The organism is Gynuella sp., assembly GCF_050297175.1.
Classification (GTDB): domain Bacteria; phylum Pseudomonadota; class Gammaproteobacteria; order Pseudomonadales; family Natronospirillaceae; genus Gynuella.
Window position 1 is genome coordinate 62,287 of record NZ_JBNKSF010000027.1, and the last position, 25,308, is coordinate 87,594.

The window sequence follows — 25,308 nt, forward strand, 5'->3', positions numbered from 1 at the left end:
TTATGTTCGACATTGGTTTTTTAGAGCTCCTGTTGCTCGCCATCATCGCAATGGTTGTTATTGGCCCTGAACGCCTGCCGGGTGCAGCGCGTTCTGTTGGCCAGACGATTGGCAAAATGCGGCGCTTTTTCAATTCCATCCAGAACCAGATCGAGCAGGAAATCCGGCTGGAAGAACTCAATAAAAAGATTATGGCAGAAACCAAGGATCTGGAGATAAAAGCCAATAATCTGACAAACAACAATCAAAATCAGGCGCACAATCCCCATCATCTGACTGAAGACCCTAATACAGAGTCTAGTGACTCAACCAAAGAACCCAAACATGACTGATAATCCTAATGATGTAGCTCAGCCGTTGGTTGCGCACTTAAAAGAATTAAGAGACCGGCTGATCAAAACGATTATCGTCGTAATCGCCGTATTCGCTGTTCTATATTATTTTGCCAATGATCTGTATGTCATCGTTTCAAAACCGCTTGAGCGTTTGTTGCCCGAAAACATTGCTGATGTTGGGCTCATCGCCACCGGAGTAACGTCTCCGTTCCTGGTACCACTAAAACTGACATTGGTTACTGCTGTTTTCATTGCGATTCCATTCATTCTTCATCAGACATGGGGTTTTATCGCACCAGCCCTTTATAAACATGAAAAGAAGTTTGCCGTACCTTTATTAATTTCCAGTGTATTGTTGTTTTATTGCGGTATCGCTTTCGCCTATTTTGTGGTGCTTCCAATCATCTTCGGTTTTTTTGCTGCCATCTCCATTGAGGGTATTGCCTATCTACCGGACATATCCAATGTTTTGGATTTCATCCTCAAAATCTTTTTCGCATTCGGAATTGCATTCGAAATACCGATCGCTACGTTTCTCATGGTGTGGGCAGGCATTGTTGAAATTGAGAGTCTTCGAAAAAAGAGACCCTATATTTTTGTTGGCTGTTTTGCTGTAGGCATGCTGGTGACCCCCCCTGACATATTTTCACAAACCATTCTGGCAGTACCCATGTGGCTGCTGTTTGAGATTGGTCTGATCTTCAGTCGATTTGCTGCTAAGAATAGAGCGTCAAATACCGCCAGTGCTGAAAATTAGCGGAAGAAGGATCCCCTTCCTTCTTCCGCAACCCATTAGGGACTGGCTCGTTTTTTATGCACCCTTTCAAGATAAATTACATTTCTCTTAGGCGCTTTGAAGTTTGCCTCCTGATGCAACTTAACAAGATAACCATCAAGGTTGATATCATTGCGCAGATGCTCAGATAACCCTTGAGTTTGATATCTGATACGAGCAATTTTTTTCAGCTGACGATGACGTTCAAAACGTAATTCAATATGGTCACGGATAGATTTCAAAAACATTTTTCATTTCTCCTGGTTGAGATAAACACACCGGGAAATGACAACGGATAGCCGGATACGACTTATTTAATTGAGGAAGATAACAAATCGATCTCAAAACCGCGGTCATTTCCGCGGTTTGAGTTAATTTCAGATTAACGACTCGCGGATATGAAAGGCTGCAATAGGATTATGGTTCAGTGCAGAGCTTTGGCGACATGTCATCACCATGCCAGCAACAGAGCCAGCGTATGCAGCTGCGCTTGTTTTAAGCTGGAAATTGGTCATGAATGCCTCCACCGGCGAATAATGCGAATCGTGTGTGCAGAATAATTCAGAAAAAAAAACGGTTCAAGCTTTTTGTTATATTTATATTCCTGTTTATGCATGATATTGCGGACTCAATTCAACAACGGCATCGATAAATGCCTTCGCGTGGTCCGGATCCACAAACTGTTGAATACCATGACCAAGATTGAAAACGTGTCCACTGCCATGTCCATACGATGCCAGAATTCTGCCTACTTCCTGACGAATTTTATCTTTGGAACCATACAGAACAGCTGGATCCATATTCCCTTGTAACGCCACTTTATGGCCTACCTGTTGCCTTGCCTGACTCAGGTCTGTGGTCCAGTCAAGTCCCAACGCATTGGCCCCAGTATCAGCCATGGCCGGCAGCCATTGACCTGCACCCTTGGTAAATAAAATAACTGGAACCTCACGGTTCTCATGATTGCGTATCAAGCCTGCGACAATTTTCTGCATATATTGCAGAGAGAATTCCAGATAGGCATCGTGAGCCAACGCTCCACCCCAGGTATCAAAAATCTGTACCGCCTGTGCCCCGGCCTGAATCTGAGCATTGAGGTAATCAATGACCGAGTCAGCCAATAAATCGAGCAGTGCATGAAGAGTCTGTGGATCACTGTAGAGCATCCCTTTGCTGTAGCGAAACTCCTTCGATCCACCACCTTCAATCATGTAGGTTGCCAGAGTCCAGGGGCTGCCACTGAATCCGATCAAAGGGACTGCACCATTCAGTTCCCGACGGATCGTTCTGACGGCATTGAGAACGTAATCCAGATCTGCAGCAGTGTTTAATACTTTCAGCGACTGAACGTCGGCAGCGGTTCGGATAACCTTTTTGAACCTAGGACCCTCTCCAGTCTCAAAATAAAGCCCCAATCCCAGAGCATCAGGAATCGTCAGAATGTCCGAAAACAAAATAGCGGCATCCAGAGCATAACGCTCCAACGGTTGTAAAGTGACTTCACATGCCAAATCTGCATTTTTGCACAGACTCAGGAAATCCCCTGCCCGTTCCCGCGTGGCACGGTATTCTGGCAAATAGCGTCCTGCCTGACGCATCATCCAGACAGGCGTTCGGTCCACCGGTTGACGAAGAAGGGCTTTCAGGAAACGGTCATTTTTGAGTTCTGACATTAGGATAGGCTCTTATAGAATTTTCGCGCTGCATTGTAACGAAAATTCTCTGGAGAGCTAAAGCGAAAAGCCATTTTGAGATGAAGCAGACATTCTTAAACAGGGTTAAAAGGATGATCAGAATGAGATCAAGAAACTCACAGCCAACTGAAAATTTACCTCCCAACCAACTTGTATTTCGTATTTGGTTGGGAGGCAAACAATCGACGATACCTTAAGGCACCAAAGTAATACTCAGATCCCCTGTAGAAATGCCTCCACCAGTGTATCTCAAGGTCAATGTTTCCGAAGATCCACTGATGGCATTAACCGTCACTGATCCATCGGAGTTTATCGTGGAACTGGTGGGTCTCGAAACCCAGGTAAACGATGGACTCTGTATACCATCTACCCACCTTAATTTCGGATAAAACCGATTTACATCCGAAATCGAGACCCTATTTGTCCCTGCAACCGGATCTGCGTTAGCGATATAGGCATCATTTGCTCCGGTAACTTCCAAAACGGTAGCCAGTTCTTCATAAGGCGTTCCCAGTGGAGGGATGTATTCTGGATCCGATGGATCCTTTTTCGTTGAAACTTTTGAGGTCAACGAGTAGCTGTTGCCCGCACTATTTGATGAGAAGACAACCGTAAATTCTCCGTCCCGGCCGGTGAAAGCAAACCGATATACGTACTGGTTTTCCGCTGTCACGCGATCTGTGATAGCCCGAATCTGATCCTGTATCAGTGTATCTGCAAAATCCACAGTGCTTTGTGCCAGATCGATTGTTCTGACCACTTCGGAGTTTTCTGCGAGTGTTGCATCTTGTTCTGCGACTGCGATCTGTCCTTTAGGCACGTAATAAAACACGGGTTTTTTTAGCAGATCCATTTCATCAATGCTTAAATTCTTAGCCGTTGTACCTGGGTATCTAAGCAGAGACTGAGATTCAATCGCATCCACAATCAACTCTTTATTAAATGTGGACTGATGTGGTGTATGTTCACCGGTGGAAAACAAAATCAGCTGAGTCAGATTAATGCCATTAGCGGTTATGCGATCAACCAAGTCATTGTCACCATCATCCCGGAAGTTATAAATAGGATCGTCTTCACTGTCACGATATCGTCCCATCGCTTCGATCACACCACGATATAAATCAGTGGTTAACGAAAACTCTGTTTTCAGGGAGGTTGCCACTGAGTCCAGCATTGCTTCGATATTGGTACCGTTATTGATAGTAAAACCACTGGTGAGTTCATTACCAGTATCCGAAAAAGTCCAAACTGTATAGGTTTGATTCTTAATGCTGGAGTTACTGCTAGCCCTTGCTTTGGATAGATAGTCTTTGAGTTCAGCGATTAATTTATCAATCTCATTAGCTGTTAAGCCATCTGTACTACCTGATAGATCAAAGACCAGAGCAGTATTCAGCGTAATAGGGTTACCTACAACTTTCTGCAACATAGGATAGCTTTCTGACGAGATAGACTCTGGATCATCTCCTTCGGCAGATACTGTGGTCAAGAAGTCCGACTCTGTCGCCGTAGAAACAGGTGCCAATGTGGCTGCATCAACTGGATTAACCATGTAATGCCATATATGAGGATCCGTTCCTTCTCCTTGAAAAAGATCATCTTGATCTGATCCCGAAAACTCTTTATGCCGTTCCAAGACCATCAAGGGCAGGTAGCTGACACCTTCAGCTCCAGAACCGGTTCCGCCGCCATCAGTACCACCACCGTCACCGCTGCCACCATCACCACCAGATGATGTTGTACCGTCATCACCATAAATAGAGTCACCGCCACAGCCAGAGACAAACAGTGTCGCTACCAGGAAAAAGACTGAAGAAAATTTAAACAAGAGTTGCATAAGCCTGCCCTTCATCAAGTTATACGTCCATGAAGACTGAAGTCGTCAACATACTATAAAAATTATAAACCCGCCAAAAAATGCTCATCTGGTTCCAAAAAAAATGAGACTGAATCGTACTTTTTATTGTTGGGTTTATCAGATGACCGACGTTAAAGTGTTAATCGTTATTCAATACGACAGACTTAGACCTTAAATGTCACTTGCGTCACAACACGAGTTATGAAGTTGGGAAAATTCAGAATATGTTTAATGATTCGAAAAACAGATAAAAGGAAGGCCGCGATTTGGCTTTGGCGAATAGCAGGATACTAACAGAAGACCTCCCTGTCTCCTGCTTGCGGTTTTATTAAAGATCAAAACTGACTAAAAAACGTCCAAATTGCCGAGGAATGGAACGGTGGGGTCAAATGTCCACCAGACCATGGACACCACACAACCGGATACCCAGCATCACACCCCTGATACTCAACACACGGTGATGGTTCAACCGGCAAGGTTGTATTCGAGCAATGATTGGCAGCAACATAACTATCTTTGGCGGCCACACCATTGTCGTAACCGACCACACCGTCATATATGCCGTGTGCAATCCATGCTGCCATCGGTTTTCCACTGTCGCTATACGGTGTCCAAAGCGCTCCGGACATCGGTGCAATAGCGCGAAACACGCCAGCCATTTCATGACCAACCGCAAAAGACATCATGCCACCGTAACTCCAGCCAACGGAAAAAATACGGTTCTTATCAACACAGAGTTCGTTTTCGAACTGATCCAACATGGCTCGCAGAAAGTTCATATCACGGCCATTGGTATTCGGCCACCCGTTATCATTTTCACCGTTAGGCGACACATATCGATCTGGCGCCACAAATATCGCTGAACCATTCGACAGGTCTTTCAATCCGTAATAAGCACCATTTGCAACATTACCAGCAGAGCCACCCAACCAATGCCAGCCAAAGACAAGCCGATAGGGTTTGTTGCTATCATAATTACTTGGAATATCAAGAATATATTCCCGCTTTTGACCGTTAACATCCATGGAATGACGGCCAGAAGTCAAAGAGGTCGTACCGCCACATCCAGCCGATTCATCAGTTCCGGCAGGTGGTTCAAATGAGTCATCATCTGTAGCAACGGGAACCAGCGACCATTTCTGCCCGTCTCTTCCCTGCCATGCATCCAGGCGAATATCACCACCGGCCTCGGTACTGTTCTGCCAGACAGACACCGCTTTGTTGCTTAAGACAGAAGTAATTGAATACAAATCGTTACCAACATTATCAATATGCCAGCGCTGATTTTCTGTTGCGTTGTAAGTCCATTGCAGTAATTCTGCCCCATCTTCGGTGGAGTAATTATAGACATCAAGCGATTTACCACTATGAACAGCTCTTATAGAGTAACTGCCATCATCCATTAGCTTGATATCGAATTTCTGATTATCAACACCTGTATAACTGTATTGCAGGATGTTGGCACCATCATCGGTACTTTTTCCAGCAACATCCATGTATAAACCACTTAGGGATGAAACGATGTTATACCGACCGGTCATATCCGGCGTTTCAGAGCTATCACCATTAGTGTCCTCTGACGATCCACCGCTGCCATCACTCCCACTGGAGTCATTATTATTTCCCGTATCACCGCCAGTATCATTGTTATCACCGGTACCAGAATCGTTTCCACTGTCATCATTCTCACTTCCGGCATCGGATCCACCCTCACTGTTTCCATCACCAGCAGATCCATTATCAGTAGAATCTCCCAGATCACCACTTTGATCATTGGAAGCATCATTATTGCCGTTATGACCGTCTTGATCAGAAGTATTCTGACCATTCCCAGAGTCACCCTGATCGCCAGATGTTATATCAACATTACAACCAGAAATGAGTAAGGTAAGAACTAAATACAGAACTGAAGTAAACCTATATACCACTTTCATGCTTCTGCCTTTTTGTTAACTGTTTAACAATTTTAAGTACGCATTTTTCCGTCCGCGTCGAGTATATAAAGCAGCTAACCAAACAAGCAGAGCACAAATAAAAAAACGCGACATAGTCGCGTTTTTTTCAGGGTGAATAACAATTTTTGATAACTAAATATCTAAATAATCCAGAATACCTTCGGCAGCTTTGCGCCCTTCATAAATTGCTGTCACCACCAGATCGGATCCTCTGACCATATCCCCACCAGCAAACACTTTTGGGTTACTCGTCTGGAACGAAAACTCTGTTTTTTCTGCAGCTTGCACACGCTGCCAGTCATCCAGACGAATATCATTACCGACCAACCATTCAGGAGGATTAGGTTGAAAACCGAAAGCAATAATGACGGCATCTGCTGGCAGAATCTCCTCACTACCCGGAACAGGTTGAGGTCTGCGACGTCCTTTTTCATCCGGCTCGCCCAACTCAGTGGTAATGACCTTAATGCCTTCAACCTTACCGTCACCCACAATTTCCACCGGCTGCCGGTTAAACAGAAATTTCACACCTTCTTCGCGGGCATTTGTAACTTCACGTCTGGAACCTGGCATATTTTCCTGGTCACGCCGGTAAGCACAGGTAACGGTTTTGGCGCCTTGACGAACAGCTGTGCGATTACAGTCCATCGCTGTATCACCACCGCCCAACACAACCACTCTTTTTCCTTTCATATCAACAAAATCGTCCGGGCTTTGTTCCCAGCCACGACAATGATTGACATTGGAAATAAGATAAGGCAGCGCTTCGTGAACACCCGGAAGATCTTCACCCGGAAAACCTCCTTTCATATATTTATAGGTGCCCATCCCGAGAAAAACTGCATCGTATTCTTCTAACAGGGATTCGAAACTGACATCTTTGCCGATTTCTGTATTCAGGCGAAACTCTATGCCCATTTCAGCGAATATTTCACGGCGACGCGACATCACTGTCTTTTCGAGCTTAAACTCTGGAATACCAAAGGTTAGCAGACCACCAATTTCCGGATATCGATCAAATACAACCGGCTTGACACCATTACGCACCAGCACATCTGCACAACCAATTCCAGCCGGTCCTGCACCAATCACGGCAACTTTCTTATCAGTCCAGACCACTTTGGACATATCGGGTTTCCACCCCATCGCCAAAGCGGTATCAGTGATGTATTTTTCTGTTGAACCGATAGTGACCGCACCAAACCCATCATTCAGGGTACAAGCACCTTCGCATAAACGGTCCTGTGGACACACCCGCCCACACACCTCAGGCAATGAATTGGTTTGGTGGCTTAATTCCACCGCTTCGAGAATATTGCCTTCTGACGCCAGCGCCAGCCAGTTGGGAATGTAGTTATGAACCGGACATTTCCATTCACAATAAGGGTTACCGCAATCCAGACAACGATGAGCCTGAGCCGAGACCTGCTTCGGTTGAAAAGGCTGATAGATTTCAACGAATTCATTTTTACGGACTCTCAGCGCCTTTTTCGTGGGATCCTGACGACCGACATCGATAAACTGAAAGACATTATTGAGTCTTGGTTGAGACATAATTCTGTTCCTCTAAGTCAGATATCAGTTATTCCGGACGCGCCCGGGTGTTGCTTAACAACTGTTCCAGACTGGCAGCTTTGGGTTTTACCAGCCAGAAGCGATACACATAGTCATCGAAGTTATCCAACAGTTCGGCCCCCCAAGCACTGCGTGTCTCTTCAGTATGCTGGGCCACTACTTCATAAAGGTATTTGCGATAATCCTCCATAGCCTCAGAACTGACCCTATGAATATCCACAAGTTCCCGGTTGTAACGATCAGGAAAGCGATTGTCGAGATCCAGTACAAAAGCAAAACCACCAGTCATACCGGCACCAAAGTTTCCGCCGGTTTTACCCAGTACAGCCACCATTCCACCAGTCATATACTCGCAACAGTGATCTCCTGCGCCTTCTACAACCGCATGTGCTCCAGAATTCCGGACAGCAAAACGCTCTCCTGCGGTACCAGCGGCATAAAGGCGTCCACCCGTAGCACCGTACAAACAGGTATTGCCTATAATGGAAGTCTCTTGTGTACTGAATGAACTGCCTTTAGGTGGCCGGATGACCAACTTGCCACCGGTCATTCCCTTACCAACATAGTCATTAGCATCACCATCCAGAATCATATTCAGCCCACCGGCATTCCAGACACCAAAGCTCTGACCGGCAACCCCCGTTAAATTCAGGGTAATCGGCTGACCCGCCATTCCTTGATTACCATAACGGCGGGCAATTTCACCAGACACTCTGGCACCGATTGAACGATCACAGTTACAGACATCAAAACTGAATGAGCCACCACTTTTACTGTCTATCGCAGGCAATACTTCTGCAATCATTTGTTCGGCTTTTTCACCCTGATCAAATGGTTGGTTGCGATGAACCTGTACAGTATGTGGTTTCTGATTCATAGCCGGATCACTAAACAAGATCGGGCTCAGGTCCAGACAAGCCTGACGATCCGTAACGCCTTTTTTAGCCGTCAGCAATTCAGTATGACCGATAATTTCCTCAAGTGTTCTGAAACCTAATTCCGCCAGCAGCTCCCTGACTTCTTCTGCTACAAAATGGAAATAGTTTTTAACCATCTGAACAGTTCCACGGAAGTGATTGGTCCGCAACGCATCATCCTGAGTCGCCACACCTGTAGCGCAGTTATTCAAGTGACAAATCCGCAGATACTTACAACCAAGCGCTACCATGGGAATAGTGCCAAAACCAAAGCTTTCAGCACCGAGAATAGCGGCTTTTATAACATCCATTCCGGTTTTCAAACCGCCATCCGTCTGCAACCGTACTTTATCGCGAAGATCATTACCTCGAAGAGTCTGATGAGCTTCACTCAACCCCAGTTCCCAAGGTGACCCTGCATGCTTGATGGACGTCAACGGACTGGCCGCCGTCCCACCGTCATAACCTGAGATGGTGATCAAATCAGCATACGCTTTGGCTACACCGGCAGCCACAGTTCCAACACCGGGCTCTGAGACCAGTTTTACTGAAATCAACGCTTCAGGATTGACCTGTTTCAAATCAAAGATCAGCTGTGCCAGGTCTTCAATAGAATAAATATCATGATGTGGCGGTGGTGAAATCAAAGTAACACCCGGTACAGCAAAGCGCAGCGTTGCAATTAGCGTATTCACTTTACCGCCCGGCAGCTGCCCCCCCTCTCCAGGTTTGGCACCCTGGGCTACTTTGATCTGAATAACTTCGGCATTGACCAGATACTCAGCGGTCACACCAAAGCGTCCTGAAGCCACCTGCTTGATCTTGGAACGCTTAATAGTGCCGTGACGAGCCGGGTCCTCACCACCCTCTCCTGAATTTGAACGGCCACCCATTTCATTCATGGCAACAGCCAGTGCCTCGTGAGCCTCAGGAGATAAAGCCCCTAAAGACATAGCCGCAGTATCGAAACGTTTAAACAGACTTTCAGCGGATTCCACCTCTGAAACCGGAATACGTTTTTGAGGACTTAATGCAAATAAATCCCTGACAGTCGCGGGCTGGCGTTCATTGACCAGCGCCGCAAAATCCCGATACCGACCGGCATCATTATTTTGTACAGCATCCTGGATCGCCTTGACGACATCCGGGTTAAACGCATGGTACTCGCCATCGTGTACATACTTCAGAAGTCCGCCAGTGCCGATAGGCTTGCGCGCCTTAAAAGCCTCTTTGGTCAGTAATTTGAGGTCCTGCTCAAAATGTTCAAACCGGGCGCCTTCGATACGACTGGTAACCCCTTTAAAACAAATACTCACAACCTCTGAGCTTAATCCTACAGCCTCAAACAGTTGAGCACCGCGATAAGAGGCCACAGTCGAAATGCCCATCTTCGACATGATTTTGAACAATCCTTTATCGATGCCCTTACGATAATTCTTGTATAAGGCCGTCGGGTTACCAATTAGATCCCCGGCTTTGATCATGTTATCGAGCACTTCATAGGCCAGATACGGATATACCGCTGTGGCACCAAAGCCAATCACCACCGCAAACTGATGAGGATCTCTGATTGCACCGGTATCAAGCACAACATTGGTATTGCACCGCAACCCCTTATCCACCAGGCGATGGTGAGCAGCTCCCGTCGCCATTGCCGCAGGCACTGGCAAGCGACCAGCTTCGATGTTGCGATCAGAAAGGATGACAATGGCAACGCCTTCTCTGGATGCCTGTTCAGCCAGGTCAGCAACCCGGGTCACAGCATCTTTCAGACCTTCCTGACTGGCATCATAAGTAATATCGATGAGACGATGACTAAACTCTTCCCGATCAATATGCAGTAACGCCTTATACTTCATTGGCGACAACACTGGCGAACTCAGAATAAATCGGCGAGCACAATCTTCTGTCACATTGAACAAATTGCGTTCTGGGCCAAGACAGGTTTCCAAAGACATAACAATGGATTCCCGAATCGGGTCAATCGGCGGATTGGTAACCTGGGCAAACTGTTGACGGAAATAGTCTGTCATAGGTCGAACCCGGGTCGACAATACGGCCATAGGCGCATCATCGCCCATAGACCCCACTGCTTCTTGCCCGGTTTCTGCCAGTGAGCGCAATACCTGCTCACGTTCTTCGCGAGTCACCTGGAACATTTTCTGGTGAAGGCTCAATTGCTCTGCAGACAAAGATGCACCTTCTGCCTCTTCTGAATGCTGCAGGTTTGAGCGTAGCCGTACGGCATGTTTTTTGAGCCACTGCTTATATGGATAGCGTGACTTCAAACGGTTATCGATTTCCTCAGTTTCCAAAAACTCACCCGTGTGAGTATCAACTGCCATAATCCGGCCAGGCCCTACCCGACCTTTGGAAATAACATCTTCCGGTTTGTAATTCCAGACACCGATTTCGGAGGCCAGAGTGATGTATCCGTTTTTATGTATCATCCAGCGAGCCGGACGCAGTCCATTTCGATCCAATAAACAAATGGCATAACGACCATCCGTCAACACCACACCTGCAGGCCCATCCCATGGCTCCATATGCATGGAGTTAAGCTCATAAAACGCTTTTAGGTCCGAATCAATATGTTCGACGTTCTGCCAGGCAGGAGGAATCATGGTTCTTACGGCACGGAATACATCCATGCCACCAGTCAATAGCAGATCCAGCATATTATCCATTGATGATGAATCTGAGCCGGTAATATTGACGACTGGCTGCAGCTCTTCAAGATTTGGCAACAGGTCAGTTTGGAATTTCGGAGCACGGGCTCTGGCCCAGTTACGGTTGCCCTGAATCGTATTGATTTCACCGTTATGAGCGAGGAACCGGAACGGCTGGGCCAACGGCCAGCGCGGCATGGTATTGGTCGAAAAACGCTGGTGGAATACCACAATCGCGGTTTCAACCATGGGATTCCCCAGATCAGGATAGAAACTGGGCAAATCCACGGGCATCATCAACCCTTTATACGAAAGTACCTGTTCAGCCAGAGAACAAATATAAAAATGATCTGAATTTTCTTCGACAGCGATTTCTGCTTTGCGGCGAGCAGTAAACAACTTAACAGCAAACTGCTGCTCTGTCAGACCACTACCAGCCACAAATACCTGTTCGATTTTCGGCATACAGGCCAAAGCCATTGGCCCCAGACAATCTGGATTAACAGGTACTTCACGCCAACCCACCACCTCAAGCCCTTGATCAGTCAGAGCTCGTGCCAAAGCCGCTTTGCCCTTACTGTGGATAGCGATATCCGGATGCATGAACACCATACCTACAGCATAGCGTTCCCCTAATTCAATATTGAACAGAGCTTTGGCTTCCGAGCGCAGAAAGGCATCAGGCCGCTGAATCAATAGGCCGCAACCGTCACCTGTTTTACCATCTGCGGCAATACCACCACGATGGGTCATACATGTTAATGATTCTATAGCTGTTTGTAATAACTCGTGACTGGCCTGCCCCTGCATATGGGCTAGTAAACCAAAACCACAGTTATCTCGAAATTCCTGAGGATTAAATAGACCTGCATGCATAAACTTGACTCTCATGCGCTGAATTGAAACAGACCAGAAGAGGCGGATAGAAACCCGCTATATTCAGGTATTTATGCCCTTTTTGCCTTCAGAAGCTCCAAGCGTTCCGATGGTAAAATGTTACCCGGTAACTACCTGACTAATACTTTTATATCGACATCGAAAGAGCTTTCGACCGAGGACGCCCATCAGACAAAGGGCCGACAATCATACACATCTGGCCAGGGACACTCAAACTTATAACACAATTTTTGAAATAATAAAAACTGGATTCCAAATAGGAATATATTGAAGAATAAACAGTTATAGACCTTCAAAAGGCACTCACGACTCGAACTGTTTATTTATGAGAGCGGATGCATCCCAGCAAAATACACATTCTAAGGTTCCATTAGCAGTCGAATATCCGCAATGGGACGCACCCAGGGTTTCAGTTTTTTTAGAGACTTGGGTAGTTTTTCCACCGCTGACAGCGCGTCTTTTCGGCTGCCGTATTCACCTGTAACTGCAACATACCAGTCTTTTTCCTGGAAAGTGGTCTTGTAGTAGGCAAAACGCTCAGAATGGTTTTGCCCTGCAATAAATTCTTTAATTGCAGCCTCTGTACGCACACCAAGCAACTGTATGGTAAACGCATCATCTTTGGCCGATGCAAACCATTTGCCTGCTGAAACCACTGCTTTTTTAACTTCTGGTACCTTCGGTTCAGTTTTCACCGGCACCCCCCCGCTCTTTGTCGACACCGGCTCAGGGGGTACTGGAACAACTGCCACATGACTCGCCTCAGGCTCAGGCTCAGGCTCAGGCTCAGGCTCAGGCTCAGGCTCAGCAGCTGGAGTATGAATTTCTGGTTTTGGTGCTTCAACAGCAGGCTCTGGTGTTTTCGACTGTTGTCGTGCTTCCACTTTTGCAACAGCTTGCTGCAAGCGTTCACTCAAGCCTTCATCATGAGGGGCCTTTTGTTGAACCACAACCGGTTTCGGTTCAGCTTGCCAGCGTTGATACAGAAACGCGATACCAACCAACACCACCAGAGCACCAATCGCAATAAAGTGGGCAACAGGAATAGTACTTTTTTCTGTTACATGAGAGCGTGCCTGCTGACTCATATACTCTGCAGCTACACGCTTGATATGAAGAGGAATACCTTCTGTGGAGAGGTATATTTTCTCAACCACATCGGGCGAAAAGGGGACACCACGCTTGTGCCCAACAAACTCAAAATGATCCTGCAGAAATGCAAACACTTCTTTATTAGACAAAGCAGCCAGATGAATACTATGAATCATATTTGCGGGTTTGAAATAAGCCCGAAAATCCACCACACCCTCTGTTGCAAACAACGTCAGCCCAATTGACTGGTCTTCAGGCAGCCCCGCAACCAATTGATACAAGCTTTCGAGTGCCTCTTCATCCAACTGATCAGCGTCATCGATCAAGATACAATGGCGAATCCCCATAATCGACTGCGAGAGATGGTGGCTACGGATTACCCTCAGAGCTTGGTCAATATCACCAGTTTCAATTTCAATATCCCAACTGCCAGCAATCTGCTGAAGTATAGTCTCGGTTGTCCAATCAGGACCCGCTGTGAAAGATACTATTCTCACAACGCCCAACTGCAGAAGCTGTTTTTTCAGGACATTGAAAAGCGTCGTTTTCCCATAGCCATCCGGGGCCAGGACAATCAAGGCAAGGTGGGAAAACTGATTGAGATGAATGAGCTGTTCGAGCACATCATGGCGTTTACCCACTGCACAAAATACATCAGTGTCAGCTGCAAACGGATCTTTGCTCAACCCATAGAATTCGAGGTAATCAGGCTCATAAGCGGGGTTCATGATAACCGGCTCCTTAGAATCCTCCCCTTGTTAATAGGAAAGATTAACTAAGCTGCATTAACTTTGTCCAATAAAGCTGTCAATCAAACGGTTCAAAGTAGACACGGGATACTCCGAAGTGATCTTGGCCTGACCAAGCCGATCCAGCAACACTAAACGAATATCTGCATTCAGGTTCTTTTTATCGACGGCCATATGGGTTAAAAAGTCATTCCTATTCATTCCATCGGGTGGATAAACAGGCAATTCAAACACCTCCAACAATCGCACCAAACGAGCCTCTAGCTCTTCTCCGAAATTCTCATCTAACCAGCTGCTCATCCTGACTGCCATTCTCATACCAACAGCCACAGCCTGTCCATGCAACCATGAGCCGTAACCGGAATGTGTCTCTATGGCATGCCCAAAAGTATGCCCAAGATTGAGAATTGCCCTCAATCCCTGCTCAGTTTCGTCCTCTGCGACGACACTGGCTTTAATCTCACATGATTTTTGAATGGCAAAGGCCAAAGCCTCTGACTCAAGCGCTTTCAGAGCCTCTGCGTTTTGTTCGAGCCAAGCAAAAAAAGCCTGATCCCATATCAAACCATATTTGATAACTTCCGCCATTCCGGCAGCAAATTCAATCGCTGGCAATGTTGATAAAACATCAATGTCAATCACAACCGACTTTGGTTGCTTAAACGCGCCGATCATATTTTTACCGAGCAGATGGTTAACACCAGTTTTACCACCAACCGAAGAATCCACCTGAGACAACAATGTGGTTGGAATCTGAATGAAGTCAATGCCACGCTGATAACAGGCAGCAGCAAACCCGGTCATATCACCCACCACGCCACCACCAAGAGCAATCAAACAGGCTTTTCGATTAAATCTGGCCTGCAATAAGCAGGTAAAAATCTGGTTTAAAGTATCCAGGTTTTTATATTTTTCACCGTCGGGAAGGATACAGGTTTCCACCTGCAAACCGGTCAGAGAAGAGAGCAAACGCTCCAGATAGATAGGAGCTATCGTTTCGTTGGTGACAATACAAACCTGCTGATAAGCAAGTTTGTCGCGAAGGTAGGTTTTGATGGTGTCCACATCATCCAGCAGACCCGATCCAATGACAATAGGATAACCTCGGTCACCCAGTTCCAATTCAATACATGCTAAGACTTTACCCATTCCCGACTCGATAATTGTTCAATGATCTCTTTAATCACATTCTTAGGCAATTTGTGGTCAGTGTCTACCACGATATCGGCAGTCTCATCATATAGTGGAGACCGAGCAGTCACCAACTTTCTCAATACTTCCTCACGATTATCGGTTTGCAACAATGGGCGGTTTCTGTCTTTTTCTGTTCTTTCTATTTGTTGTCTGACCGACGCCTTCAAATAGATCACTACACCACGACTACGTAAATTTCTGCGGTTTTCCTCTTTCAGAATAGCCCCACCACCCGTTGCGAGAATAACAGATTCTAATTGAGTGAGATCCTCAATCACCGATAGCTCACGCCGACGAAACCCCTCCTCTCCCTCAAGATCAAAAATCCAGGGGATATCGGCGCCGGCGCGCTCTTCGATAATTTTATCGGAATCAATAAAGGGAAGATTAAACTCTTCAGAAAGCAAACGCCCGATGGTGCTCTTACCAGCTCCCATCGGGCCAATTAAATATATATTTGGAATTTTGGACATTAATGGCTCGTAAGCTGATCCTCAACAAGCTTAGGTGTAATAAATATCAACAGCTCGTTTTTTTCCTGGGAATTCGTTGTACGACGGAAAAGAGCGCCAATGAAAGGTAAATCACCCAACAATGGAGTCTTATATACACTCTGCACGTCTGAACTCTGGAATATACCACCCAGAACAACTGTCTGACCATTATCTACCAACACTTGAGTGTCCAACTGGTTACGATCAATGGTTACCAGACCACTGACAATATCGCCCACCTGATCCTGAGTCACTGTCAAATCAATTACAAAACGATCATCCGGCGTGATATGCGGCAACACAGACAAAGACAGCTCAGCATTACGAACGGACAGTGTATCACCAGTAACGTACGGAATTTCAGTACCTGACAGGATCTTCGACTCCCGGCCGTCTGCAGTCATAATCTTCGGTTGAGAGATAATCTCTGCTTTACCATTGGATTCAAGAGCAGATAGCTCTAGATCCAGCAACAAGTCTGCAGTTCTAAATCCAATAGTAAACGAAGAGGCTTCTGAACTCTGTGCCGGTAGATTGACCGCCAGCGCATTAGGATAGGTTAAATAATCATCCTCTGTTCCAGCCAGAAAATTGTTGATTTCGGTATTCGAGTCGATTGAACCCGAGCCAATAAACCCACTGCTATCACCGGCATTGATAGAATCTCCACCGCCGCCCCAACGAACACCCAACTCTTTACCAACGGTTGAGTTAGCAACGACTATACGAGCCTCGATCAACACCTGCCGAACAGGAACATCAAATACCGCAATTGCCTGACGGATTTTTTCCAGATTACTCGCAGTGTCACGAACCATGATTTTGTTGGTACGCTCATCAACAGCTATTGTGCCACGAGCAGATAATAAGGTAGAGCTTGCCACAGAAGAGCCATTGTCGCCCCCCGTAACCTGACCAACAGCGGCATCAGCAGCGATCTCAGCCTTAGACTGCTTCTGTATAATATCGACAATATCTACAGCCTTGGCATAGTTGATCTGAATGAACTCTGTTGATAGCGGTGCCAGCTTCTCTATTTGAGCCTGAGCTTCAAGCTCCAGTTTTTCTCTCGCTGCAATTTCTTCAGCTGGCGCGACCAGCAAAACATTACCGATTTGGCGCTTATCAAGCCCTTTGGTTTTTAGCACTAAATCAAGCGCCTGATCCCATGGCACATTCTTAAGCCGCAATGTGATATTCCCTTGAATTGTATCACTTGCAACAAGATTCAATTCCGTAAAGTCTGCAATCAACTGCAGAACAGAGCGGACAGCAATATCTTGGAAATTAAGAGACAGGCGCTCCCCATTATATGGGAATTTTTCTTTTAAACGCTTCTCCTGCTCTTCCTGAGTGACTTCTTTGACATCAATTGTCAAAACCTTATTGGTTTGATAAGCCAGGTAGTCATAATTACTACCAGGTTCAATCACGAAAACAGCATCCTTTCCTTCGTTATAGGCATTGATATAACGGACCGCTGTTGCAAAATCGACAACATCCAGGCGACGCTGCAGGGTTTCCGGGAGCGTAAAGCCCGGCACACGTACAACAATGTTGCCACTTTCTTCATGAATATCAGCATTGGCAGTAGAGTCAGAAAAAGCAATGATTACTTGACCATCCGCTTCTTCTCCGCGTCTGAAATCAACTTGCTGAACACTTTTGGATCCAGAGACTATTGGCTTGCTGGTCTGAGAAGCAGCTCTCTGAGTATTGGTATTGGCAATATCAATAACTTCGGTCTCTTCATCACCTAGCAATGAAATTTCCTGATTATCCCCTAAGAGCTCTATCGGTGAATCTGAAACAAGCTGCGCAACTTCAGCCGCACTGCCACTTTGTTCGCCAATTAAAATAACCAGCTGATTACCAGTTTTCGCCAACGTATACGGAACAAGCTTGGTCAAATTCAGCACAACACGAGTTCTATCACCAGCGCTAAGAACAGTGGCACTGCGAGTATTACCAGAACTGACCTGATAATATTTTTGCAGCGACGAAGCTACATTCGGCAGGTCAATGGATATTCTCGCCGGTTGTTCTACCGAATATGACTTCGGACTTTGAAAGCTTCCATCAAAGGTCAACCGAACTTCCGTCCTATCACCAGCCAATGATGAGAATTCAATATTCGTTACATTGACAGCCAATGCACCAGTCGCTGGTACCAACAGTAATAACACTTTGATTAATCTGTTTAAAACTCGCATTTTTTTATCCCAAATCGCTTAATTGCTGCCAATTCTATTAAGGCTCAAAACCATTCAACATGATTGTTCTGGGGCGCTCCAGCCAGCCACCCTGACCATCTGGCACAATCTCCATCATATCTATCTGTGTCGCGGCAATATTCAGCACTTTACCGTTGTTTTTGCCCATGTAATTGCCAACATGCACTCTATGAATATCGTTTTCCGGATCTCTTATCAAAGCCCAGAGTTCACCGTCACTCATAGCAATAGTACCCACCATAACCAATGACTCTACACGGAAATCTTCCAGAATTTCGCGCGGCCGATCGAGGTCAGGCTTCACATCACTACGTGGACGCTCCTGAACCTGCGCTTCTATTTCCATTGGAATCTCAAAAGGAGCTCGCAAGCCAGCCGCACTGTAGGTGAAAAACTCATAAGGCTGAAATTCAGGAGGAGGAGGAATTCTGCCCTTGGCATTACGTTCTACTTCCTGAACAAACTGACGCAAATCAGCATTGCTATCATTGGTACTACAACCAAATAACCCCAAACATACCAAAACCAGTAGAAGTATTCTCATTGGTCTTCTCCTGGGTTATATCGATAAGTCTTTGCCTCAATTTTCATAACCAGCGGTGATGTGCGGGAACCATCATTTTCCTGCGCTTTTCTGTCTTTACTGCTGGTAATCGTGAAGTCATGAAGGGTCACGATACGTGGCAGAGCAGATATTCCGCTGATAAATGTACCCATCTCGTGATATTCGCCGCGAACTGCAATTGCAATCGGGGTTTCAATATAAAACTCTTTGGGTACATCACCACTCAATTCGAGGGAATCGAATTCCAGACCACTCTGGACACCAGTGAAAGTAATATCATCCAACAGGCCGGATATTTCAGTCTCATTCGGCAACTGTTCAAGCAACGCACCAAACGTTTCCCGCATTTCTGCCAACTGCGTTTTAAACGCCTCCAAGTTGGAGACCTTAAATGCATTCTTGGAAAACTGGTCTTTAAGGGATACTTCCTTCCCTTCTTCTCTGGCGAGACTCTGGTATTGATCTTTTACGATGAACCAATAGCCAGCGAAACCAATGATTCCCACAAGCAAGATACACGTCACCAGTTTGATGCCCGCAGGCCAGGAACCCATGTTTTCAAAATCAGGATTGTTATAGTCGAAACTCTTGAAACCTTCAAAGAATCCTTGCTTGGCCATCACTGACCCTCCGTTTCAGTCGCTTTACGAGGGGAGGATTGCTTCACAACGATATTGAAACTGTTGCCGGTCTGCTCACCAGACTCATCTTTGACAGCTTTTATGTCTTTCAGGAATGCATTATCAAACCATTGCGAAGCATCCAGATTCCTGAGCAGATCCGATATACTACTGGGCTTATCAGCCACACCATTTAAAGAAATGGTGTCACCTTTTTTACTGACTTCCTCATAATAAACCCCATCCGGCAAAGTCCGAACGAGTTCATCAAACACTCTGACAATCACCGGCCGGTCACCCTGCAACGCCTGAATCACGTTCATCCGCTCTACGAGCTTGGTGCGTTCTTCCTGCAGCGTTTTGATCTCATCAATCTTTTTCTTTTGAATATTGATCTGCTCGGTTAAAAAGTTGTTACGATTTTTTTGTACTGATATCAGTTCATCAACGTACTTGTTCCAGCTGTACACTGCGGCAGCGGCAGCCACACAAACAAATACCAACACCAGAACAAACTGTTGCTGACGCTCTTTGCGTAACTCGGCACGCCAAGGTCTTAAGTTAATATTGGCCATGATCAGAAGCTCCTCATCGCTAAACCACAGCAAATCATTAGTGCTGGAGCATCATTGGTCAGATTGGCAGCATTCACCCGATTCGCCAGTGTCATATTGGCAAATGGATTGGCAACGATGGTTGCAGTGCCGATTTTGTCCTGAATTAACTGGGCCAATCCGGGAATAGAAGCGGTACCACCCGCCAATACGATGTAGTCCACATCATTATACTGGCTGGCAGCGAAGAAAAATTGCAGAGACCGGGTTACTTGTTGGACCACTGCTTCTTTAAAAGGCTCAAGAACTTCTGTTGCATAATCATCAGATAAGCCACCCTGTTTTTTTGCCAACCCGGCTTCCTGAACCGTCAGTCCATACCGCCGCATGATTTCTTCAGTCAATTGCTTACCACCAAAGAGCTGTTCACGGGTATATATAGTCTTACCATTGTTCAATACGCTTAGCGTGGTCATCGAATGGCCAACATCGACAACAGCAACAGTCATGTCCTCATCGGCTGACTCAAACTGAGGAACAAGCAATTGGAATGAGCGCTCCAGTGCGAATGCTTCAACATCCACGATGGCGCTTTCCAGTCCGCCAATTTCCAGGGCATCTTCCCGAAACTCGACATTCTCCCGCCGGCAGGCTGCCAGTAAAACCTCCACCATGCTATCAGTATTTGGAGATGACCCAATTACTTCAAAGTCTATGGCAACTTCATCTAGGGGGTACGGGATATATTGATCTGCCTCAACATTAATCTGTGTTTCCATCTCATCATCGGTAAGACCAGCATTCATTTCGATGGTTTTAGTGATGACAGCAGAACCAGCGACAGCGACAGCGGCCTTCTTGCGACGGGTTTTTGTTTTAGCCACAAGTTTGGCGATTGCCTGGCCGACACCTTCAACATCATTAATGTTCTTCTCAACAACAGCGTTTTCAGGTAATGGTTCGACAGAATAGTTTTCTACCCGATACCCATCGTTATTACGACTCAACTCCAACAACTTCACAGAAGTGGAACTGATGTCCAGACCCAAAACAATGTTGTCCTTTTTCTTGAAGAGACTCACGACACTTATTTTCCTATCTGAAACCGATACTTACGAACGATTCATTGGTAATTACTTTAGGTATTAGATACCAGAGCTGTCAAATCCGCAATGTGTTCTCATACACAAATCTATCTATAATATGCCGCTTTTCCGACCGAAAAACCGCTAACTCATTCATTTATTAGGAAAAATATGAAATTTCTGGCCGGCTCGCTTCGTATTATATTTTGGGGCTTTATTGCCTTAATTTGTGCAATCGTTCTCATTTGCTCTGCTATCTACCTTTATCTAGGTCCCAGCCTACCTTCAGTTGAATCACTCAAGACCGTTCAACTACAGACTCCTCTGCGTATTTATTCGGCAGATAACAAACTCATTGAAGAGTTTGGTGAGCTAAGACGAACACCTCTCACATATGAGGAAATTCCTCCGAGATTTGTTCAAGCTCTCATATCTGTCGAAGACCGATCCTTCGAAACCCATGTTGGAGTGGATGCCAAAGGTTTCATCCGGGCTGTACTGGAATTTGTTTCTTCTGGCGAAAAAGGTGGTGGCGGCAGCACCCTGACTCAGCAGGTTGCCAAAAACTTTTTCTTCAGTAACAAAAAACAATTCACACGCAAGTTCCGGGAGATTCTGTTAGCGCTACAAATGGAGCGCATACTAACCAAACGTGAAATCTTTGAACTCTATGCCAACAAGATGTTCTTTGGTCACCGGGCTTACGGAATACAGGCCGCAGCCCAGGTTTATTACGACAAAGACATCAATGATTTAACCTTAGCAGAAATTGCCATGATTGCAGGTTTACCTCAACGACCTTCACGAGCAAATCCTCTTAGCTACCCTGATGCGGCACTTAAACGGCGAAATAAAGTGCTTTCTGACATGCTGGAGCTCGGCTATATCACTGATCCATCTTATCAGCGGGCAAGCAAGGCTCCATTAACTGCCGGCAACCAACAAAACACTGAAAAACGTGATTTTATCGCCCCGTGGGTTGCGGAAATGGTTCGCGAGGAAATGCTGAAACGTTACGGAGATGACAGTTACAGCGCAGGCTTTCGAGTCTATACAACCATAAACTCAAAACTGCAGAATGCTGCCAACCTGGCCGTGCAAAGAGGTTTGCTTGACTATGATCGCCGTCATGGTTTCCGTGGCGCCTATCGAAAAATTCCCGCAGACGCATCAATACCTCAAGCCGAACAATGGGAAAAGTGGGAGGATATTCTTTCAAATGAACCCGATTTTGGCGGCCTCAGCCCGGCAATTGTGACCAAAGCCGAAGACAACCAGTTGACTGCGTTACTGGCAGACGGAAACACCATCGACCTTCCGCTGGCGGAGTTAAAATGGGCACGGCGATACCTCAATCACAGCCTCAAAGGCGCTACGGTCAAGAAAGCTTCCGACGTTGCGGACACAGGTGACATGATCTGGCTTGAGAGGCGCGACAATCAATGGCTACTCGCACAGATCCCAGCAGTCCAGGGAGCATTTGTCGCCACAAACCCAAACAATGGTGCGATTCAGGCCCTGGTGGGTGGTTTTGATTTCAGACAAAACAAATATAATCGGGTCATACAGGCTGAACGACAACCTGGTTCAAACATTAAACCTTTTCTATATTCCGCAGCTCTGGCAAAAGGTTTTACACCTGCAACCATTATGAATGACTCTCCGATCACGATTGTAGATCCGGTATTGGAAACCACCTGGAGACCCAAAAACTCAGGTTATGTATTTGATGGCCCAATTCGTCTGAGAGAAGCGTTGTATCGATCCAAAAATGTGGTCAGCATCCGGATACTCCAAAATATCGGAATCAATTATGCCATTAACTACATTAGCAAATTTGGATTCGACCCCGGCAAATTACCAAACAACCTAACTCTGGCACTGGGAAGCGCATCGATCACCCCCATGAAAATCATGGAAGGTTACAGCGTCATAGCAAACGGTGGCTATAAGGTCACGCCATACGTTATACAAAGAATAGAAGACGTTTCTGGTAATATTTTATTTGAAAACCACCCGGCAACCGTGTGCCGAAGCTGTAGTCAACCTGCCGTAACCGAGCCGCCACCCGTATCCGTGGAACCTCTCAATTCCGATGGCACGCTGGTCAACAAACCATCGTCACAACCTATAGATAACCCGGTAGCACCGCGAATCATCGATGAAAACACCATGTACATCATGAATTCCATTCTTCGCGACGTAATTAAGAAAGGTACCGGCAGAAGAGCGCTGGCACTGGGCAGATCCGATATTGCCGGTAAGACAGGTACCACCAACAACGGTGTCGATGCATGGTTCTCTGGATTCAATCCAGACATAGTCGCTACCGCGTGGGTTGGTTTCGACCAGCCTCAACCACTTGGTGGCGTCGAATGGGGTGGCCTGACAGCTCTGCCGATATGGTTAGATTTTATGCAAGTAGCACTGGAAGGAAAACCGGAGAAAATCCTGCCACAGCCTCCGGGTATCGTAACTGTCAGAATCGATCCTAAATCCGGATTACTGGCCCGCCCCGGTCAAAAAGATGCCATTTTTGAGATTTTTCCAAAAGACAGAGTGCCAACCGAGCAGGCATCGGAAAAAGTAAATATAACCGTAGAAAGAGAACCTACTGAAGAAGAATTACAGCAGGCAATTGAGGGCCAAGGCGACCCTCAATCGGATCAATCGCAAATTACTGCGCCTGAATTGCTGTTTTAAACATTCACCTCTGCGGCAATGTGCTTATCAATCATTGACCGCAGAGCCTTGGCCGGCTGGGCGCCGACAGTAACATCAACCGGCTGCCCATCTCGAAACATCATCAGAGTCGGAATACCTCTCACGCCAAAACGATTCAGTATTTCCGGCTCATTATCAGCATTGACTTTGACAATATTGATCTGACCTTCGTAGTCTTCTTTCAGAGCATCAAGCACCGGTGCAACCATCTTACAAGGTCCACACCAATCCGCATAAAAATCGACCAGAGTCAGTCCTTGGCTCTGTTCCACGATGTTTGAGAATGTACCTGTTTTCAAAATTTCGACTTTAGCCATTGATTATTCTCCTCATGTCTTGAATGAATGAAGACATTTTATATGTTAGCCTTTGAACAACCAGTCACCTTAAATACAACCTTTCGTTCGAAAAATGAAACATGAACTTAGATCACGTCAAACGTTTTGTCTATATAGTCAACTCCGGCTCACTGACATCAGCCTCCCAGAAACTGGGAGTACCAAAGTCATCGTTATCCAGGCAAATGAACTTACTGGAACAGGAACTCCATACTAAATTGATGATTCGTGGCAACAGGCAGCTGGAACTAACAGAAGCCGGTGCACTGCTGTTTAACCAATCTCAAGACTTGATCCTGGGGTTAGACGAGGTCGAAGACAATATTGCTCATCTGATTACTCAACCTTCTGGAACGTTACGAGTACAGACCCCCTCAGAATTTATGTCCGACGAGATAGCCCAGCTGGCGGTAGAGTTTGCACAAATCTATCCTAAGATTCAGCTGTGTCTGAACCAATACACCGGAGCTATTCCAAGTCCGGATGATATGGATATTACAATCGTCAACCACGACTTCCAGCTGGCCTTCAATGACTTGATTGCCCGGCCGCTAATGAGCATTCCGCAAAGCCTTTATTGCAGTCCTCACTGTGCCCAAGGGGCATCCGAAATAGACTTTGAATCTCTGCCTAAACAACAACTGATTACTCAACCAGGCGAACAATACTGGTATTTCAGGGAGCAAAATAATCGGCTCAGCATCCCGGTCAATGGACGCCTGATCTTGAACAGTCCGGAAATGCGCATTATTGCAGCCATCAGAGGAATGGGTATCACCAAACTTCCGGATTATCTGGTTCAGCATGCAGTGAAACATGGGTCACTCATTAAAGTCAGCACGTCAATGCCGGTATGGGCTGAAACCGTGACTCTGCTATATAAGCACCGCCAGCCACCACGTAAGGTTCAGGTGTTCATTGAATTCGTGCAGAATTTTATTGGTCGTATGCAATCGCGACTGTAAAACAGGCCATCCATGGCCC

Annotated in this window: 19 protein-coding genes; 4 read left to right on the forward strand and 15 right to left on the reverse strand. The window is 46.1% G+C overall.

Translation table 11 applies throughout. The annotated features are described in order from the left end of the window. Positions 1-2: 2 nt before the first annotated feature. Positions 3-332, forward strand: coding sequence for a Sec-independent protein translocase protein TatB (gene tatB, locus ACQY6I_RS10110; RefSeq protein WP_428241366.1), 330 nt, complete (start codon positions 3-5; stop codon positions 330-332). Further along, positions 325-1,092: a twin-arginine translocase subunit TatC gene (gene tatC, locus ACQY6I_RS10115; RefSeq protein WP_428241367.1), complete on the forward strand. Its 768-nt coding sequence runs from the start codon at positions 325-327 to the stop codon at positions 1,090-1,092. The genes tatB and tatC overlap by 8 nt, the downstream gene beginning before the upstream one ends. Positions 1,093-1,127: 35 nt before the next feature. Here tatC and ACQY6I_RS10120 read toward each other — a convergent pair whose 3' ends face one another. From ACQY6I_RS10120 to ACQY6I_RS10185, 14 genes are all read right to left on the reverse strand, one after another. Continuing rightward, a complete protein-coding gene (locus ACQY6I_RS10120) occupies positions 1,128-1,358 on the reverse strand; it encodes a hypothetical protein (protein WP_428241368.1) in 231 nt (76 codons plus the stop codon). Positions 1,359-1,718: 360 nt separating this feature from the next. Then, positions 1,719-2,783, reverse strand: a complete 1,065-nt coding sequence (hemE, locus tag ACQY6I_RS10125) for a uroporphyrinogen decarboxylase (protein ID WP_428241369.1) — start codon at positions 2,781-2,783, stop codon at positions 1,719-1,721. Between the two features lie 214 nt (positions 2,784-2,997). Further along, positions 2,998-4,641, reverse strand: a complete 1,644-nt coding sequence (locus ACQY6I_RS10130) for a hypothetical protein (protein ID WP_428241370.1) — start codon at positions 4,639-4,641, stop codon at positions 2,998-3,000. A gap of 356 nt (positions 4,642-4,997) precedes the next feature. After that, the gene (locus ACQY6I_RS10135) at positions 4,998-6,596 is read right to left on the reverse strand and encodes an RICIN domain-containing protein (RefSeq protein WP_428241371.1); all 1,599 of its coding nucleotides are present in this window, start codon (positions 6,594-6,596) and stop codon (positions 4,998-5,000) included. A gap of 153 nt (positions 6,597-6,749) precedes the next feature. Further along, positions 6,750-8,171, reverse strand: a complete 1,422-nt coding sequence (locus ACQY6I_RS10140) for an FAD-dependent oxidoreductase (RefSeq protein WP_428241372.1) — start codon at positions 8,169-8,171, stop codon at positions 6,750-6,752. A 28-nt stretch (positions 8,172-8,199) separates the two neighbouring features. Further along, positions 8,200-12,654: a glutamate synthase large subunit gene (gltB, locus tag ACQY6I_RS10145; protein WP_428241373.1), complete on the reverse strand. Its 4,455-nt coding sequence runs from the start codon at positions 12,652-12,654 to the stop codon at positions 8,200-8,202. Between the two features lie 380 nt (positions 12,655-13,034). Then, the gene (locus ACQY6I_RS10150; RefSeq protein ID WP_428241374.1) at positions 13,035-14,495 is read right to left on the reverse strand and encodes an SPOR domain-containing protein; all 1,461 of its coding nucleotides are present in this window, start codon (positions 14,493-14,495) and stop codon (positions 13,035-13,037) included. A gap of 57 nt (positions 14,496-14,552) precedes the next feature. Then, a complete protein-coding gene (gene aroB, locus ACQY6I_RS10155) occupies positions 14,553-15,665 on the reverse strand; it encodes a 3-dehydroquinate synthase (protein ID WP_428241375.1) in 1,113 nt (370 codons plus the stop codon). Beyond that, positions 15,650-16,183, reverse strand: a complete 534-nt coding sequence (gene aroK, locus ACQY6I_RS10160; RefSeq protein ID WP_428241376.1) for a shikimate kinase AroK — start codon at positions 16,181-16,183, stop codon at positions 15,650-15,652. Before aroK ends, aroB begins: the two co-directional genes overlap by 16 nt. After that, positions 16,183-18,417, reverse strand: coding sequence for a type IV pilus secretin PilQ (gene pilQ, locus ACQY6I_RS10165; protein ID WP_428241377.1), 2,235 nt, complete (start codon positions 18,415-18,417; stop codon positions 16,183-16,185). Before pilQ ends, aroK begins: the two co-directional genes overlap by 1 nt. 37 nt (positions 18,418-18,454) lie before the next feature. Next, positions 18,455-18,982, reverse strand: a complete 528-nt coding sequence (locus tag ACQY6I_RS10170) for a pilus assembly protein PilP (protein ID WP_428241378.1) — start codon at positions 18,980-18,982, stop codon at positions 18,455-18,457. Continuing rightward, the gene (locus ACQY6I_RS10175; protein WP_428241379.1) at positions 18,979-19,623 is read right to left on the reverse strand and encodes a type 4a pilus biogenesis protein PilO; all 645 of its coding nucleotides are present in this window, start codon (positions 19,621-19,623) and stop codon (positions 18,979-18,981) included. Before ACQY6I_RS10175 ends, ACQY6I_RS10170 begins: the two co-directional genes overlap by 4 nt. Beyond that, a complete protein-coding gene (locus tag ACQY6I_RS10180) occupies positions 19,623-20,198 on the reverse strand; it encodes a PilN domain-containing protein (protein WP_428241380.1) in 576 nt (191 codons plus the stop codon). Before ACQY6I_RS10180 ends, ACQY6I_RS10175 begins: the two co-directional genes overlap by 1 nt. Before the next feature lie 2 nt (positions 20,199-20,200). After that, a complete protein-coding gene (locus tag ACQY6I_RS10185; RefSeq protein WP_428241381.1) occupies positions 20,201-21,259 on the reverse strand; it encodes a pilus assembly protein PilM in 1,059 nt (352 codons plus the stop codon). Between the two features lie 174 nt (positions 21,260-21,433). Between ACQY6I_RS10185 and ACQY6I_RS10190 the strand changes: the two genes are divergently transcribed. Next, entirely contained in the window at positions 21,434-23,965 is a 2,532-nt protein-coding gene (locus tag ACQY6I_RS10190; protein ID WP_428241382.1) for a penicillin-binding protein 1A, read from the forward strand. Here the strand turns inward: ACQY6I_RS10190 and trxA are convergent. After that, complete coding sequence (gene trxA / locus ACQY6I_RS10195) at positions 23,962-24,303, reverse strand: thioredoxin (protein ID WP_428241383.1); 342 nt, start codon at positions 24,301-24,303, stop codon at positions 23,962-23,964. The genes ACQY6I_RS10190 and trxA overlap by 4 nt on opposite strands. A 101-nt stretch (positions 24,304-24,404) precedes the next feature. On the opposite strand from trxA, the gene ACQY6I_RS10200 reads away from it, so the two are divergent. Continuing rightward, positions 24,405-25,289: a LysR family transcriptional regulator gene (locus ACQY6I_RS10200; RefSeq protein WP_428241384.1), complete on the forward strand. Its 885-nt coding sequence runs from the start codon at positions 24,405-24,407 to the stop codon at positions 25,287-25,289. Positions 25,290-25,308 lie beyond the last annotated feature (19 nt).